This is a genomic window from Maribacter aestuarii (assembly GCF_027474845.2).
GTDB lineage: Bacteria > Bacteroidota > Bacteroidia > Flavobacteriales > Flavobacteriaceae > Maribacter > Maribacter aestuarii.
On record NZ_CP107031.2, the window covers coordinates 1,133,735 to 1,151,710 of the forward strand.

The window sequence follows — 17,976 nt, forward strand, 5'->3', positions numbered from 1 at the left end:
TTGAAAGGAATTTAGAGCATGGAAAGCATACAGAACATTAAGCAAAGATTTGAAATTATAGGCCAAGACCCAAAGTTGAACAGGGCTTTGGAAAAAGCGATACAAGTTGCCCCTACGGACATTTCGGTCTTAGTAACCGGTGAAAGTGGTGTGGGTAAAGAATCCATACCCAAGATTATTCATTCCCTATCCCATAGAAAACACGCCAAATATATCGCCGTTAACTGTGGCGCCATTCCGGAAGGGACCATAGACAGTGAACTTTTCGGCCACGAGAAGGGAGCATTTACAGGTGCAACCCAGACCAGGAGCGGATACTTTGAGGTTGCCGACGGTGGAACTATTTTTTTGGATGAAGTAGGAGAATTACCCTTAACAACACAGGTCCGTCTTTTACGGGTACTGGAAAACGGAGAGTTTTTAAAAGTAGGTTCTTCCCAAGTTCAAAAAACCGATGTACGAATCGTGGCCGCTACGAACATTAATATGTTCGAGGCCATTAAAAAGGAAAAATTCCGGGAAGACCTTTATTATCGTCTGAGCACAGTAGAAATTAATATTCCCCCATTAAGGGAAAGAAAAGATGATATTCATTTATTATTTAGAAAATTTGCCTCGGATTTTGGTCAAAAATATAAAATGCCTACCATTCGTTTAGATGAAAATGCTGTGGCGCTACTTTTAAAATATAGATGGCCCGGGAATATTAGGCAGCTAAGGAATATTGCCGAGCAAATCTCCGTGCTAGAAAAAACTAGGTACATAGATGCCGCGACATTAAGTGGCTATCTACCTAGTAACTCTACTAGTTCCAATTTACCAGCGGTGGTTAACCAGTCCAAATCTGAAAGCGATTTTAGTAACGAACGTGAAATCCTCTACAAGGTTCTATTTGATATGAAGGGAGACTTGAACGACCTCAAAAAACTGACCATGGAACTTTTAAAGCATAACGACTCGCAAAAGGTTCAGGAGGATAATGAAAATCTTATCAGAAAAATTTACGGTGGGGATGACGATGAGATAGATACAGAGGAGGAATCTGCAATGGAGTTTCTGCAACTTCCAGAACCTGTTATAGAAACTAACAATGTGTCAAGCTCATCGGGGGATAAGTATCACTTTGCGGAAGAGATTGAAGAAGAGGAAACCCTATCTTTACAAGAGAAAGAAATAGAATTGATTAAGAAATCGCTTGATCGGAATAGGGGTAAAAGAAAGGCAGCGGCAGAGGAACTGGGAATATCCGAGCGTACGCTGTATCGAAAAATAAAGCAGTACGATTTGTAGTTGGAAGAACTTTTTTTTAAACTTCTAAACCTATAGTATTTTATGAAATTGAAGGATTTAAAATTGATATTATTCGCCATTGGAGCCGTACTGTTTAATGCGTGTGGTGTCTATAATTTTACAGGAGGCAATGTCGGAGAGGCACAAACTTTCCAAGTCAATTATTTTCAGAACTATGCCACTCAAAGTCCGGGCTCCATATTCGAACCTGGTATGGATAGGGATTTTACACTAGCACTACAAGATAGAATTTTGAACCAGACAAGTTTAGACTTGGTGAACAGCGGAACGGCAGACTTACTTTATGAGGGTGAAATTACGGAATATAGAATATCACCAATGTCCGCGACCGCTCAACAGACGGCAGCAGAAAATAGATTGTCCATAAGGGTTAAGGTGAGGTTTTACAATCGCACTAAAGAGGATTCCGATTTTGACCAAAGTTTTTCTTTCTTTTACGATTATCCCGCAAATACACAATTGGCCGCGATAAAGAGCGAAGCACACGAGGTGATTTTTGAACGTATCACGCAGGATATTTTTAACGCTTCACTCGCAGATTGGTAAACCATTATGAAGGTAACGGACTTTACATATTTGTTGCAACATCCAGAAAAGGTGGTGGACCCCATCCAAACAAAACATCTGGAAGATATAGTAAAGGAGTATCCCTACTTTCAAACGGCCAGGGCCCTTCATTTAAAAGGTCTTAAAAACCTCAACAGCTATAAATACAATAAGGTCCTTAAAAATACGGCAGCCTATACGACCGATAGGGACGTACTTTTCGATTTTATTACCTCAAAGAATTTTCTTCAGACTGATTTTAAAAAGGTACCCGAAGCCGTTGTTGAGGATCAGATAAAGGCGGAAAGACACATCATTGAAGAATCCATCGATAAACCCTTACCCCAAGACCAAAAAGACGCCGATCAAATTCTTGATCCAGAACTTTTCAAATCTAAAGATCCTGAAGTAAAAGAATCAAAAACGTTACAATTGGGAGAGCCGCTCTCTTTTGACGCCAATGAAAAATATTCCTTTACTGAATGGTTAAGTCTTGCATCTAATAAGCCACTGGAAAAAAAGGATGAGAATACCGGACAAAAACCCAAAGAATTCCAAGCCCCAAAGGAACCAGGGAATACGAAAAGGAATCCGTTAGTAAAGAAAAAATTTGAGCGGATTGACAAATTCATTGCAGAGAATCCGAAGATAGTTCCGCAGGAAAAATTCCCAAAGAAAATTGATGTCTCCGCCTCCATAAAATTCGATAAAAATGAACTGATGACGGAAACCTTGGCAAGGGTTTACCTGGAGCAGAAAAAATACAAAAAAGCCATCCAGGCCTACAAAATTTTAAGTTTGAAATATCCGGAAAAAAGTGGTTTCTTTGCAGACCGAATTAGAGCGGTAGAAAAAATTCAACAAGAAAATAAGTAAGTAAAATGAGTACATTTTCAATATTCTTGATACTGATTATCATCGTTTGCTTTTTACTGGTTTTGGTAATTATGGTCCAAAATCCTAAAGGTGGCGGATTGTCCTCTTCCTTTGGCGGTGGAGGCAACCAAGTCGTAGGTGGCGTGAAGAAAACCGGTGACTTTTTAGATAAAAGCACATGGACTTTGGCAGGTATCCTGATTCTATTAATATTAGCATCGAACATCGCATTGAAGGGAAATTTCGGAGAATCGGATTCCAAATTGCTACAAGGTGACGATATAGAAACTACGGTACCGGAAACACTTCCAGAAGAAGTGACACCTCCTGTCACAAATGAAGGTACTCCTTCAGACAGTTTGTAGAAAAGTGATCAAATAAAATTAAAAGATGCCAGCAAAATGACAAGCTGGCATTTTTGTTTTACAATATGTCAGTTTTCGGGTATTGGCATAATTTCTGCCACTTAAGGATATAATTAAAAAAACAATTTTAAATTTTTAATACTATGGCTAAAGTAAATATTAAACCATTAGCGGATAGAGTTCTTATTGAACCTATGGCAGCTGAAACCAAAACGGCTTCGGGAATCTATATCCCTGATACGGCAAAGGAAAAACCTCAAAAAGGTAAAGTAGTTGCCGTAGGACCAGGAACCAAAGACGAAAAAGTGACCGTTAAAGTTGGTGACACTGTTCTATATGGCAAATATGCTGGTACTGAATTGAAACTTGAAGGTACAGATTACTTAATGATGCGCGAAAGTGACATCTTGGCTATTATTTAAGTAATAACCAACAAAAGGCTTTCGACCTTAAAAAATCACAATAAAATTAAATTAACAATTTGACTTTTGACTTGGAGTAAACTACTTCGGTCATGAGCTAAAAAACGTAAAAATGGCAAAAGACATAAAATTTGATATCGATGCACGTGACGGACTCAGAAGAGGTGTTGACGCATTGGCAAACGCAGTAAAGGTAACCTTAGGACCTAAGGGAAGAAACGTAATCATTAGTAAATCCTTTGGTGCGCCACAAGTGACCAAGGATGGTGTAACCGTTGCAAAGGAAATAGAATTGGCAGATGCTCTTGAGAATATGGGAGCACAAATGGTTAAGGAAGTTGCTTCCAAAACCAATGATCTGGCAGGTGATGGTACTACTACTGCTACTGTTTTGGCTCAGTCCATCGTAAAAGAGGGATTGAAGAACGTTGCAGCAGGTGCAAATCCAATGGATTTAAAAAGAGGTATTGATAAAGCTGTTGAAGCCATCGTAAAGGATTTGGCAAAACAAGCTAAAAAAGTTGGTGACTCCTCTGAAAAAATTAAGCAGGTTGCTTCAATTTCTGCCAATAACGATGAAACAATCGGAGATTTGATCGCCCAGGCTTTCGGAAAAGTAGGTAAAGAAGGAGTTATTACGGTAGAAGAAGCAAAAGGAACGGATACGTATGTTGATGTTGTAGAAGGTATGCAGTTCGATAGAGGATACCTTTCCCCGTATTTTGTAACCGATTCAGAAAAAATGGTTACCGAATTGGAGAATCCTTATATCTTGTTATTTGACAAGAAAATTTCTTCAATGAAGGATTTACTTCCTGTTCTTGAGCCAGTAGCACAATCCGGAAAACCATTATTGATTATAGCGGAAGATGTTGACGGTGAAGCATTGGCTACTTTGGTAGTAAACAAACTACGTGGTTCATTAAAAATAGCTGCCGTTAAAGCTCCAGGTTTTGGAGACCGTAGAAAGGCAATGTTGGAAGATATTGCCATTCTTACCAAAGGAACCGTTATTTCTGAGGAAAGAGGTTTCTCCTTGGATAACACCACTATAGATATGTTGGGTACTTGTGAAAAAGTACAGATTGACAAGGATAATACGACTATCGTAAACGGTGGTGGAGTTGCAAAAGACATTAAAACACGAGTAAATCAGATTAAATCTCAAATAGAGACAACTACTTCTGATTACGATAAGGAAAAACTTCAGGAAAGATTGGCCAAATTGGCCGGTGGTGTGGCCGTACTTTATGTAGGTGCTGCTTCTGAAGTAGAAATGAAGGAGAAAAAAGACCGTGTTGACGATGCATTACACGCAACAAGAGCTGCGGTGGAAGAAGGTATCGTTGCCGGCGGCGGTGTTGCCTTGGTAAGAGCTAAAGTTGTTCTTTCCAAAGTGGATACAGAAAATGAAGATGAGGCAACTGGATTGCAAATCGTAGCGAGAGCTATCGAATCACCTTTAAGGACCATCGTAGAAAATGCAGGTGGTGAAGGTTCAGTCGTTGTTGCAAAAATTATTGACAATAAGGGAGATTATGGCTATGATGCCAAATCAGAAAAGTATGTTGATATGATGAAAGCCGGTATCATTGACCCTGCGAAAGTTACAAGGGTAGCCCTAGAAAATGCGGCTTCTGTTGCGGGAATGATATTAACGACCGAATGCGCATTGACGGACATTAAAGAAGATGCTCCTGCTGGTCCACCAATGGGTGGCGGAGGAATGCCAGGCATGATGTAGTCCGTTTCATAGACAGGCGGTTATAAGCTTGTTTACGGAAAAACAATAATATAGAAAACCGCTCACGGAATTCCGTGAGCGGTTTTTTTATGTCTTTTAATCAAGCCTCCCTTAACAACAGTCGTTGGTATGCCGCGTACTGTTTTTGGTCTATAAGATTCAGACAAATTGATATAATTCCGTATCATTTATAGAATATTATTATTCCTAAACTTGGCACATGAAAAATATCAACTTATTTATTTCAATTTTTGGCCTAATCGTGATTTCTGGGGCACTAATTTCATTTATATCCACTGGAAATGAAAATGATGATGCTATTGTAGTCATGGGTTACTATGTCCCCGAAAAAGATTATCACCCAGACCAGCTCCCTTTACAACAGCTGACCCACATCATATTTTCCTTTACGAATGTAATTGACGGAGAGATGAAATTTAGGGACGAGGAAACGGGAGAAAAACTACGTCAGTTGGTTGAACAACGAAAGAACCATCCTCACCTTAAGGTAATGATCGCTTGCGGCGGTTGGGGCGCTGATGGCTTCTCGGACATGGCGCATACAGCAGAAAATAGGCAGAAATTTATTCAAAGTGCTGTGGCTTTTAACAAAAAATATAAGCTGGATGGTTTGGATATTGATTGGGAATATCCAGCAATTCCCGCGGCAGGCACCGGGGCAAGGCCCGAAGACAAACAGAACTTTACATTGCTCATGAAAGAGTTGCGCCAAGCATTGCATACTTTGGAAAGAAAGCAAATCTTAACGTTTGCATCGGCAGGTTGGAAACGATATTACGAAAATATAGAGCTTAAAAAAGTAATGCAATATGCAGATTACATGAATGTAATGACTTATGACCAAGTTGGCGGTAACGCTCCCTACACCGGACACCATACAGCACTTTGCCTTATTGAGGATAAAGATGTTCAAGGAACTCCAGCATGGAATTACGTAGAACAGCGACGAGCCGATAAGAGCCCAGGTGCCGCCAATTATGGACCTAGATCGGTAGAAAAAATTATTGACTTTTGTATAGAACAGGGTGTGAAACCAGAGCAATTGGTAATCGGAGCGGCATTTTATGGCCGTGCATGGAAAGGTGTTCCCCCGGAAAACAATGGCCTTTACCAACCTAATACAGGATCCTACATTGGCTGGAGTGGGTATTCCCAGATTCGTAAGGAATTTGAACCCAACACCAATTACAAAAGATATTGGGACCCTATTGCTAAAGCCCCCTACCTATACAGTGCCAAGGACAGCGTATTTATAAGTTATGACGATTCCGTATCTGTTCGACTAAAAACCGAATATGCCATAGAAAAGAAAATAGGAGGAATTATGTTTTGGCAGCTCGGCAACGATACCAAAGATGAAAAAAGCTTATTAAAATCAATTTACGAGGCATCCCTGAAAAATTAATATTTCGAATTTTTTGTCATATGAGATATAATGCACAGATTGAAATTCTAATTGTAGCCCTCCTCTTTGCTTCCTGTTCCAATAGTGATATTGTTTTATCAAAAAACGGAACTTCTGACTATGAAATAGTTCATTTAGGTAACGCTTCAGAACGTGAATACAAAGCTGCAACTACACTACAGCACTATATTTATGAAATAAGTGGTGCTAATCTACCGGTAGTAGATGAAAGCTCACAAACCGCAGATACCCCAAAAATCTATGTTGGGAATATAAAGGACGACCATCTAGAACCTCAAGAGGTTCGCATAAAAACAGAAGGGGAAAACATCTACATATCGGGTGGTTCCGAGGAAGCTACTTCCAACGCAGTTTTTGAGTTTTTGGAAAATTATTTGGGTTGTAAACGGTATGCACCCAACGTTGAACACATACCGATTTCTGTTACCATTACCTTAAATACAATTGATTACAACTATACCCCTGATATTGTTACGCGTACTGTTCATTCTAGACTTTTCTACGAAAATGAGGAATTTGCTGAGCGGCATAAAGTAACCACGGAAGCATTCCCTCATTATGCGCCAGAGGCAAAAGTTCACACCTTTCATCGCTTTATGCCAGAAGAAATATTCTACAAATCCAATCCGGAGTACTATGCTTTACGGGGCGATAAAAGATTGCCCACCCAATTATGCCTGACCAACCCCAGTGTGCTGGAAATCGTTAAGGATTCCGTTTCGGCGCTATTTAAAAGAAATCCAAAAGCATCCGTAGTTTCGGTAAGTCAAGATGATAATCAGCAGTATTGCCAATGTGAAAATTGCCGTGCCATCGATGAGGAAGAAGGTAGCCCGGCGGGTACCATGATTTATTTTGTAAACAAAGTGGCCAAAGCTTTTCCAGAAAAGACCATATCTACACTAGCCTACCAACATACAAGAAAACCACCTAAAACAGCTCCCTCTGAAAACGTATTGATCACCTTATGCAGTATTGAATGCGATAGAAGCGGAAGCATTGCTGAAAAATGTAAAGATTTTGCGGATGACCTGTCCGGATGGAGCAAGCTGACCGATAACATCAGAATTTGGGATTACACTACACAGTTCACCAACTTTTTAGCTCCTTTTCCCAATATGCATACCCTACAACCCAATATTAAACTATTTAGGGATAACAATGCAAAATGGGTATTTGAGCAGCATAGCAATAATCCTAGCGAACTTTTTGAACTTAGGTCCTATTTAACTGCTAAGCTCCTATGGAATCCTGATCAAGATTTTGATGCGTTGGTAACAGAATTTACAGACGGCTATTACGAAGAAGCAGGGACGTTCATTAAAGAATATATTGACCTGATACATTCAAAAATCCAAGAGGACGAAGATTTCTTCCTTTTTTTATATGGAGACCCTTCTGAAGCTTTTTCCTCGTACCTAAATCCAGAATTCCTCCAAAATTATACGGAGTTGTTCAATGATGCTGAAAAAGCGGTATCCGACAAACCTGAACTTGTCAATCGCGTTCAAGCAGCACGAATGGGAATTGATTTTGCTATCCTAGAAGCTAGTAGAAAAAACCTAACCCCCGACTATAGTTTGACAATTACCGACGAAAACGGTTCGCAAATAACCAACCCCAAGGTATCAGTACTATTGAATAATTTTACAAAAACAGCTAAAGAAAATAACATCACCTTAATGAACGAAATGGGCTTCACGGTCAGTGAGTACGGGGCCAACTATATGTCGGCATTAGAAATAGCGAAAAGAAGCAACAAAGCCAAAGGGAAAACTGTGATATCACTTACCAAACCCAAAAAATATGCCGATGAAAATCCAATGGTACTTACCGATGGTGCTTTAGGGGGTAACAGTTTTTATGCCAACTGGCTCGGTTATGAAGGGAATGATTTGGAAGTTGTGGTCGATTTAGGTGAAACTCAGACCATCAATACAATATCCATGGCTTTTCTACAAGTAACCAATCATGTGGTATTCTTTCCAGACCTCGTGCGATATTATGGCTCAATAGATAATGAGAATTTCATTCTTTTGGGAACTATAAGAAATCCTAAACCTTTAGTCAAGACCAGCAAAGTCAACGACATCCATTATTTTGATCTTGAGATGGAGTCACAAAAATTCAGGTATATCAAGGTAGTCGCAAAGAACACTGGAACGCCTTACTGGCATCATGCCGCCGGATTACCTTCATGGATTTTTGCAGACGAAATAATCATTGACTAAAACGATTCTATCGTGAATAGTTTATAGCTATTTTCCTAAAACATAAAGCCACACTAAAAATATCAGCGTGGCTTTTTAAAATTGCATTCCTTAGTAAACTATTGTCTAATTGTGCTTGCCACTATCATCCGAATTGTCCTCACGATATTTGCAACACGGATGCACACTTTCATAGGCTTCTTCTGTTGCTTTAAGCTCCTTCGTATCATGACCTACAGCAACTATAGCAGTTTTAACCTTCATAGCGTCCGTTTTACGCTCATCTATAATTAAGGACAAATGATGGGTAGGAATATCCCATTGTGCGTACTTTACTCCTTTAACCCCTAGTGCTGCCTTTTCTATTCGCACTTTGCACATGTCACATTTACCATCTACTTCCATGGTTATTTTTTTATTCTTTTCCTGTGCATAGGTAAGGGCCGTAAAAAACCCTAAAACCAATACTAACAATACTCTTTTCATACTATTTAAATTTTATATCGAAATCCTAAATAAAACATTCTGCCCATAATCGGCGCATATATAATACTCGTATCAAAATTCTCGCCAAAAGGGTTCTCAGCGCCCAAAACCGGATTTGGTTGTCTAAAATTAGTCAAATTTTCACCGCCTAGATAAACTTCAAACTTTTCGGAAAAGACTTTTGTAGCTTGAGCGTTCATTAAACTATATCCTTCTGCGAACTCCCCAAGCCTAAATTGCGGAGGGTTAACATCCGTATTGGGCAAACGCTGCCTACCGAGTGTATGCAATGTATAATCGAACTTCCACTGTGCACTATTCTCTTTGAGCTGGGTCTCATAACCCAAATTCACGAAGAACCGGTTTTGGGCTTGTAGCGGTTTTTGTAAGGAGCCATTTCTGTAATCAGTTCTTACATCGTAGTACTTATACGCCATGCGTAAATCCAGATTCGCAAGGATTTCGTGATTTACCTCAACTTGAAAACTATTCGCATAACTTTTTCCATCTAGGTTATAGAACAAAATTGCCCTTGGGTTTTCCCAATCCACCACGACTTGATTATTAAAATCGGTTTTGTAATAGTCTAAAGTGATATTTCCCTTTCTATTTAAAAAGATGAACCCTTGTAAAAAACTAACACCATAATTCCAGGCATCCTCTGGTTCAAGCCCGTACACGCTACCTTCTGTTGACAAAATTTGGATTTGTCTGGAGGAACCGAATAATTGTTGATTTTCTGCAAAAATATTCGCTGCCCTCCTACCCCTACCGACCGACCCTCTGAGACTACCGAGTTCCCAAGGGGTATAGCGTATATGTAATCTTGGAGTCAGAAAAGTACCTAAACGATTATGTGTATCCACTCTAAGGCCTGCCGTGAGGCTTAGCTTTTCCAAATTCTCATATCCATACTCGAAAAAGGCCCCTGCAGAGATATCTTCGCGACCAAAATCCTGTGCATTTACCAACTCGTCATAACCATCATAGGCAAAGGTCAATCCCGTTTTGAACTTGCTCCGAGTATCGCCAATAATAGAGTTAAAGATGATATTGGAATACACACTATTATGCTCAATATCATACTGATTAAGGCCATAATAGGATTCTTGTAAATGATTGCTATAGGATGCCTGAAAGCCAAAACTTTGGAAGGGAAGTTCCGGAAAAACGTAGCCTAATTTTACAGAAGAATCAAAACGGCGTGTGTCTATTTCGCTTCCCCATAAATTCGTCGTAAATTTATCGGTATCCGGATTAAAATCTGTTTGACCCACCTGTTTTTCATCGTTCAAAAATCGGAAATTTATAAAACTTACCCAGCCGGTTTCAGGGTTTTGAAACTGCCATCGGCTCATGATATTGATCTGTTCCGCTAAAGGGGCATCCAAGAACCCGTCCCCGTTCCTATCCTCTTTTTGATTTCTTAAGTTTGCGTGAACATACAGACCAGAGCTCCATTTATCGGATAGTTTACTATAGAGGTGCGTATTGAGTTCCAAACGGCCATTTTGATTCGCGTATCCGTTTACGAACAGCCGTTTATCCGTTAATGGCTTTACCAATTCGGTGTTAATTTGACCCGAAATACTTTCATATCCGTTTATGACACTTCCCGCCCCTTTGGTGATTTGAATACTTTCTACCCATGTGCCGGGTGTGAAAGTTAAGCCGTAGGCCTGTGAAGCACCTCTAACCATGGGTATGTTTTCCTGTGTAATAAGCAAATATGGGCTGGTAAGCCCTAACATTTGAATTTGCCTGGTACCTGTCAGCGCATCAGAAAAATTAACATCAATGGCTGGGTTGGTTTCAAAACTTTCCGAAAGATTACAGCAGGCGGCTTTTAAAAGTTCTGCGCTGTTTACCGTTATCACATTTTGAGCGCTGAAATATGTTTTCTCCACTGCGTCCCTTTTCTCCTGCACCACAACTTCGTCCAATTCATTAGATGGGTTTAGGAAATGGTATACTTTTTTGGGCTCATTTATAGTCAGGGTATCTGTTTTAAAACCTACGTAACTTATTACTAATTCAGTATATCCCTCTACATACAAAAGACTGAACGAACCGTCCTCATTGGTCATGGTTCCCGTTTGAGAATTTAACCAATACACATTGGCCCCGGACAAACATTCCTCTTTTGGCTTAAGACTGGCGTCTAAGACTTTCCCTTCCACCTTATCTTGTGAAAATAGAAAAAATGGTAGAACAACAAACAGCCAACAAAAAAGGCGTACACTACCTTTCGACAAAAATTTATTATTTGCTAGCATCATCAAATTTAACGTGAAGCCTACTGGCCAATCGTGTCTATTACGGCACCACAAGTCATCATTGTTTCACCATAGTAAGGATTTCTAATATTCTCATCCAGACTTAACCAAAGGGCTCCCTTATTATTGTTGGCCATAGGGCATTTTTGAACGAAAAGCTTTTGCGAAAAATCATTCACGTTCATTGCAATAGCTATCATATTCTCATTAAGCAGAACAAAATGGGCACGTTGATTTTCAAGATTTTTGTTTCCTGAAATAGCATCCAACATCTCAATACTTTTTTCCACATGGGACTTTTCCATTTGACCTAAGTCCTCCTTTTGCAACTTATTCATTTGTTGTGATGTTAATTTTGCATACTTCGAAACTTCGTCCGAATTAGAATCTACGAAGGCGTCCTTCATTTGCAAATAGGGCAATAGTGCCTCCTTCAAGACACTCTGGAAATTCTTAGGGAACTCCATTTTCATTTCAGACATTTCATTCTTCATTGCGTCTCGCTCCTGATTCATCATTGATGCCTTACCTTGTAGTTGAGCTGCTGCATCTACCGTAAACGTTCCGTTGGTCACTATTTCGTCCCCATCCTGCAATCCAGCAACTACAGTGTACATGTCGCCATTTCGATTACCAAGGGTTATTTCCTGCATTTTGAAAATAGGCTCATTAGCATCGGTCTTTATATAAACTACTGAGCGCTCCCCGGTCCACATGACCGCGCTTGCAGGAATTACCAATTGCTCTTTTGAATCGGTCGACTTGCTCTTTATTTTTCCGGTCACAAACATCCCAGGCTTAAAGATTCCCTTATTGTTGTTCAAATTGGCCCGTACCGTTACCGTTCTGGTTTGGGTATTTAGTACAGGGTCTATGAAGGTTACCGTAGCGTCAAATTCCTGATTAGGATAAGCATTGGTCGTAATCTCTATTTTTTGACCTATTTTAAATTTTGATATTTGATTTTCATAGGCGTCAAATTCCGCCCAAACAGAATTCAAGTTACTTACCTTAACTATCGGTTGCCCTTGTTTTATGTAGTCGCCTTCGGAGGCCATTTTTTCGGAAACCGTTCCCGAAATCGTTGCATATATCGGGAAGTTCTCCTTAACGCTACCGGACTCCTCAATACTATTGATTTGGTTTTCTGAAAGCTTCCATAATTTTAGTTTATTCCTTACTGCCTTGTAGAGTGCCGGTTGCGATTCTTTTAATGAAGCCGCGGTAATCAATTCTTGCTGCGCGGCAATCAAATTAGGGGCATAAATAGTGGCCAATAATTGACCTTTCTTTACTTCTTGACCTTCATAGTTTACATTCAGTCGTTCTATTCTACCGTCAAAATAACTAGCTTGAATGGCATTTTCTTCCTCGTTCATTTGAATTTTTCCTGATAGCGAAATCATACCATCATTTTCAGCTGTTCCGTTGCCTACGATAGTGGTACGAATATTGGCCAATGCCATAGCATTCTTAGTCATTTTAATTTCGTTCAAAGCCAAGCCTACGGCACTGGATTCTGCCGGTATTAAATCCATTCCACATATAGGACAATCCCCTGGTTCCGGCTGCATGACCTGTGGATGCATTGAGCACGTCCACATTTGATCTGCACTTTCTCCGGCATGATCATGGTCCGACATATCCTTATCAGTCATCGTATCGCCGGTCGTACCTCCGAAAATCAACCAACCAGCAAACAGCCCTACTAGAACTGCAATACCGATGTATAGCATATTTTTTTTCATATCGTTTTATTTTTATTTTCCCAATTTTAAAATGTTAATTGCGCCTCGCATAACAACGACGAAAACAATTGCCCCAATAATCAAATCGGGTATTCTTGAACTTGTCCAGAGCACCAATAAGCCAGCAATGATTACACCCGAATTGATGATGACATCATTAGATGTAAAATCATACTGGCTTGCATATGAGCCTCCTTGCTCTTGGATTTTTGTAATAGATAAAGACACAACCCGTTTGCCGCAAGCGCTAGAATTGATACAATAATCATTGTTTTGAAATCCGGTATTTCAGAAAGATTAATAAAGCGTCTTACAACCTCTATAAATCCAATTATCGCAAGTACCATTTGAAAATACCCCGCGGTCGTTGCGATATTCTTCTTTCGCACCATTGAGCCCCCTATGGCGAAAAGACTTAATCCATACACGAAAGAATCAGCAAGCATATCTAGACTATCGGCAATGAGACCCATAGACTTAGAAATAATTCCCGTTGCCATTTCAATTCCGAAAAAGACAACGTTTATTAGTAAAACAGCCCATAGTGTTTTACGCTGATCGGTTGCCTCTTCCACAACAAGTTCATCATAAGGTTCGGAATAAATCAATTCATCATTAAACTTTAAATCTGCAATAGCGGCTTGAATATCTTTTAGATTACCATTGTGGAAAACTGTTAGTTTCCGATTGGGCAAATCAAAATCCAGCTTTTTAATCTGGACATACGAATCCAACTTCATCCGAATCATTGCTTCTTCAGAAGGGCAATCCATTTTAGCTATTTTGAAAATTGATTTATCCATAAGGTTATACCTATTCGCTTTCCAATCTTTCAATCATTCTTTTCATCTCCTCAATTTCTTTTTTCTGTGCCTTTATGATATCCTCTGCAAGCTTCTTTACCTCTGGGTCTGTAATATCCGCACGTTCGCTGGTTAATATCGCAATAGAGTGATGCGGAATCATAGCTTTCATCCAAAGCACATCACCTATAATAGGGGCCTGCGTTCTTACTAAACCTAAAGCTCCCACGAAAAGCACTAAACTTCCTACTAGAATTCCGATATTCTTCTTTTTATCATTGTACATTTTGCGCATAAAGAACCACATAATAACCGCCATAGTCGCAATACCGAGACAAACCATGTAAAAGCGAGTTAAACTAAAAAATACATGATCCATGGTATAGGTGTTCAAATACATGGTGATGTACATGGCCACAAAGGATAGTCCTAACATGATAAAGAACCTGGTGTAATTACCGTTATTCATTTTGTCCTGATTTTGAGTGTCGTTGTTTTCCATTTTTCCTTCCATTATAGTTAATATTAATTTTTAATTTTTCTAATGGTAGGCGAGCTTACGAACCAAAGTAAAAAGCCACTAAAAACTGTTATTAAGCCCATCAATGAAAAGGCCCTGAGCACGAAAGTGTTGAAATCGTCCCTACCCTGGTAGTCCATCGTGTGGGTCATCCATAAAAAATCGAACCAGCGCCAATCGCGATGACGTACTGTTTGAAAAACACCATTCTCAATCGCCACGTAGGCTTTTAAATTTTCATCGGATTTATATGAAATCTCGTAAGCTGGTAATGGTCTTCCGCGGTACTCGTGGTGGTCGCCTACAGATTCAATCCGTTGTATTTGGTCAAATTCTAAATGGGCCAACATATAGCGTTCTGCCACCTTGATTGCTTCTTGCTCTGTAAGCTCCTCTTTCTTTATTCCTGAAAGCGCATTATAAAGCACAGTCTCATTAATCCAGTAGTATGGCTTACCTGCAATTTCAAGTAGTTCTAATGATTTAATCGGTTCTTGAATCTTTAGTTGAAAACTTCCCAATAAATCTGAAAATGCAAGTTGTTCAGGAATCTCTTTTTTGAAATGGTCGCCGTGAATCTCGTCGATATCCGTCCAACTAAAATACATTCCGCTAATCGTCCACATTAAGAACTGAATACCCAAAAAGATACCCAAATACCTATGTGCTTTTCTGATTTTTAAAGCTGTCTTTCTTTTAACCATATGCTTATCAATCAATTTTTGAATTTCTTAACCTGAGGGCATTCGCTATTACTGAAACAGAACTGAAGCTCATAGCCAGTGCCGCAATCATAGGCGATAATAGAATTCCGAAAAATGGGAACAACACTCCTGCCGCAATCGGTACACCCAGCGTATTATATATCATAGCAAAAAATAGATTTTGCTTGATGTTCCGCATAACCTTGTGGCTTAGGTTTCTTGCTTTTACAATACCGTGAAAATCGCCCTTTACCAAGGTTATCATCGCGCTTTCTATAGCGACATCGGTTCCTGTACCCATGGCTATGCCCACATCACTTTTAGCCAGAGCAGGCGCATCATTTATACCATCGCCTGCCATTGCAACTACGTAACCTTGTTCTTGTAGTTTTTTAACCTCGTCCAGTTTGTCTTCAGGTAACATTCCCGCTTTGAAGTCGGCGAGATTGACTTCGCTCGCCACAGCTTGTGCGGTGTCGTGATTATCTCCTGTAAGCATTATTACTTCGATGCCTTTTTCCTGTAATTCTTTGATTGCCTTGGCACTCGTTTCTTTTATTTTATCGCCAATAACCACATAACCTGAAACTTCGCCATCAATGGACAAATAAGAAACTGTTTTTCCTTGTTTCTGAAAAGATTGTGCTTCGCTCTCCATTTCAGGTGATAGCTTAGCATTTGCATACGCCATCATTTTGGCATTTCCCAAATCGAGCTTCTTACCATCAACTGTTCCTTCTACGCCCTTTCCGGTTACTGCGCTAAAGTTTTCGGTTTTTGATATTTCGACCTTCTGCTCCTTTCCATATTTTACGGTAGCTTCGGCAAGGGGATGCTCGCTGGAACTGTTTAGGGATGCGATAAGATGCAGTATTTCGCTTTCGCGAAAGAATTCTCCAAAAGCGCCGATTTTCTCAACCGTAGGTTTTCCCTCTGTAATAGTTCCGGTCTTATCCACGATAAGCGTGTCCACCTTATCCATTTTCTCTAATGCTTCCGCATTTTTAATCAACACACCATTTTGTGCGCCTTTACCAACACCTACGATAACGGACATCGGCGTTGCCAATCCTAACGCACACGGACAAGCAATAATCAATACGGCAATGGCATTTACAAGGGCAAATACATAAGCTGGCTCTGGTCCCCAAATTGCCCAGACAATAAAGGTGATGACCGCAATGATTACTACCACGGGTACAAAATAGCCTGAAACGGTATCTGCCAATTTCTGGATAGGGGCACGACTGCGACTGGCATCGTTTACCATTTGTATGATTTGGGAAAGCAAGGTTTCGCTACCTACTTTTTCGGCTTCCATCAAGAAAGACTGGTTCCCGTTAATGGTACCGCTACTTACTTTATCTTCTACAGTCTTATTTACTGGAATTGGCTCTCCCGAAATCATTGATTCATCTACGGTAGTTTCTCCTTCGGTAATTTTGCCATCCACAGGGATTTTATCTCCTGGCTTCACTCGTAATATATCTCCTTTTTCAATCTGGTCTATGGAAACTTCTACTTCGTTTCCATCCACTACACGTACTGCCTTGTTAGGTGCAAGTTTTAATAATTCTTTTACTGCTGAATTGGTTTTGCTATGTGCTCGGGCTTCCAAAACCTGACCCATTAATACCAATGTGAGGATTACAGTGGCGGCTTCAAAATACACATGAACCGCACCGGATTCTGTTCTAAATTGTGCTGGGAAAAAGTCTGGAAACAGCATCCCGAAAACACTGAATAACCAAGCCACGCCTGCACCTATACCGATAAGTGTGAACATATTGAGATTCCACGTTTTGATACTTCGGTAGGCACGTTCAAAGAACATCCAAGTGGCGTAAAACACCACAGGAATCGAAAGGCCAAATTGAATCCAGTTCCACCATTTCTGTTCCATTATATCGTAAAGCGGATTATTGGGAACCATCTCACTCATAGCTATTAGGAAAATAGGAAGCGTAAAGGCTACTGCTATCCAGAATTTCTTGAGCAGCTTCTTATAGGTTTTCTCTTCCGCCGAACTATCTGCTTCCATTGAGACTAAATCCATTCCGCAAATAGGACAAGCGCCAGCTTCATCTTTAATGACTTCTGGGTGCATAGGGCATGTCCATTGTTCTGTAGTAGTTGCAGATAAATTAACTTCTTCCACTAAATCCATTCCGCATACGGGGCAGTCGCCTGGTTTGTCGTAGGTTTTATCGCCTTCGCAATGCATAGGGCAATAGAATGTGCCTGTGCCTTTTCCTTTTGATTTTTGCTTTTTCGCGGAAACGGAATCATCTTTATGATGATGCTCGCCTGGTTTGTGAATACTGTACGAACCGCCATCTTCTTTCAATGCTTTCTTAAATGTTTCGATGGGAATATGGGATTCCATTTCGATAGTCGCCTCTTCGTATTCTAAATTGACCGAAACATTAGTTACACCTTCCACTTTTGAAAGTGTCTGCTCCACGTGATTTCGGCAACCGTTGCAGGTCATTCCATGTATATGATAGGTGTGCTTCAT

14 protein-coding genes and 1 pseudogene are annotated in these 17,976 nt (G+C 40.0%); 8 read left to right on the forward strand and 7 right to left on the reverse strand.

Features of this window, described 5'->3' with window-relative positions; all coding sequences use genetic code 11:
* Positions 1-18: 18 nt before the first annotated feature.
* The 8 genes from N8A89_RS05220 to N8A89_RS05255 all read left to right on the forward strand — a co-directional run bounded on the left by N8A89_RS05220 (position 19) and on the right by N8A89_RS05255 (position 8,942).
* The gene (locus N8A89_RS05220; protein ID WP_281541312.1) at positions 19-1,290 is read left to right on the forward strand and encodes a sigma-54 interaction domain-containing protein; all 1,272 of its coding nucleotides are present in this window, start codon (positions 19-21) and stop codon (positions 1,288-1,290) included.
* A 42-nt stretch (positions 1,291-1,332) separates the two neighbouring features.
* A complete protein-coding gene (locus N8A89_RS05225) occupies positions 1,333-1,857 on the forward strand; it encodes an LptE family protein (protein WP_281541313.1) in 525 nt (174 codons plus the stop codon).
* A 6-nt stretch (positions 1,858-1,863) separates the two neighbouring features.
* Entirely contained in the window at positions 1,864-2,733 is an 870-nt protein-coding gene (locus N8A89_RS05230; RefSeq protein WP_289645026.1) for a hypothetical protein, read from the forward strand.
* Between the two features lie 5 nt (positions 2,734-2,738).
* A complete protein-coding gene (gene secG / locus N8A89_RS05235; RefSeq protein WP_281541316.1) occupies positions 2,739-3,098 on the forward strand; it encodes a preprotein translocase subunit SecG in 360 nt (119 codons plus the stop codon).
* Between the two features lie 143 nt (positions 3,099-3,241).
* Positions 3,242-3,520: a co-chaperone GroES gene (locus N8A89_RS05240; protein WP_099572506.1), complete on the forward strand. Its 279-nt coding sequence runs from the start codon at positions 3,242-3,244 to the stop codon at positions 3,518-3,520.
* Positions 3,521-3,632: 112 nt separating this feature from the next.
* Positions 3,633-5,264: a chaperonin GroEL gene (groL, locus tag N8A89_RS05245; RefSeq protein ID WP_281541317.1), complete on the forward strand. Its 1,632-nt coding sequence runs from the start codon at positions 3,633-3,635 to the stop codon at positions 5,262-5,264.
* Between the two features lie 220 nt (positions 5,265-5,484).
* Positions 5,485-6,690 (forward strand): glycoside hydrolase family 18 protein, encoded by a 1,206-nt coding sequence (locus tag N8A89_RS05250; protein ID WP_289645027.1) that lies wholly within the window; start codon positions 5,485-5,487, stop codon positions 6,688-6,690.
* 20 nt (positions 6,691-6,710) lie between these two features.
* Positions 6,711-8,942, forward strand: a complete 2,232-nt coding sequence (locus N8A89_RS05255; RefSeq protein ID WP_281541319.1) for a glycoside hydrolase family 20 protein — start codon at positions 6,711-6,713, stop codon at positions 8,940-8,942.
* A 105-nt stretch (positions 8,943-9,047) separates the two neighbouring features.
* Here N8A89_RS05255 and N8A89_RS05260 read toward each other — a convergent pair whose 3' ends face one another.
* From N8A89_RS05260 to N8A89_RS05290, 7 genes and pseudogenes are all read right to left on the reverse strand, one after another.
* Complete coding sequence (locus N8A89_RS05260) at positions 9,048-9,407, reverse strand: heavy-metal-associated domain-containing protein (protein WP_281541320.1); 360 nt, start codon at positions 9,405-9,407, stop codon at positions 9,048-9,050.
* 5 nt (positions 9,408-9,412) lie between these two features.
* On the reverse strand, positions 9,413-11,662 hold the full coding sequence (locus N8A89_RS05265) for a TonB-dependent receptor (protein ID WP_289645028.1): 2,250 nt from the start codon (positions 11,660-11,662) through the stop codon (positions 9,413-9,415).
* A 41-nt stretch (positions 11,663-11,703) separates the two neighbouring features.
* Positions 11,704-13,431, reverse strand: a complete 1,728-nt coding sequence (locus N8A89_RS05270) for an efflux RND transporter periplasmic adaptor subunit (RefSeq protein ID WP_289645029.1) — start codon at positions 13,429-13,431, stop codon at positions 11,704-11,706.
* Positions 13,432-13,443: 12 nt separating this feature from the next.
* Positions 13,444-14,234: pseudogene (locus N8A89_RS05275) on the reverse strand (cation efflux transmembrane domain-containing protein).
* A 10-nt stretch (positions 14,235-14,244) separates the two neighbouring features.
* Positions 14,245-14,748: a DUF305 domain-containing protein gene (locus tag N8A89_RS05280; RefSeq protein WP_430682084.1), complete on the reverse strand. Its 504-nt coding sequence runs from the start codon at positions 14,746-14,748 to the stop codon at positions 14,245-14,247.
* Between the two features lie 11 nt (positions 14,749-14,759).
* Entirely contained in the window at positions 14,760-15,458 is a 699-nt protein-coding gene (locus tag N8A89_RS05285; RefSeq protein ID WP_289645030.1) for a PepSY domain-containing protein, read from the reverse strand.
* 7 nt (positions 15,459-15,465) lie between these two features.
* Positions 15,466-17,976 (reverse strand): heavy metal translocating P-type ATPase, encoded by a 2,511-nt coding sequence (locus tag N8A89_RS05290; protein WP_281541322.1) that lies wholly within the window; start codon positions 17,974-17,976, stop codon positions 15,466-15,468.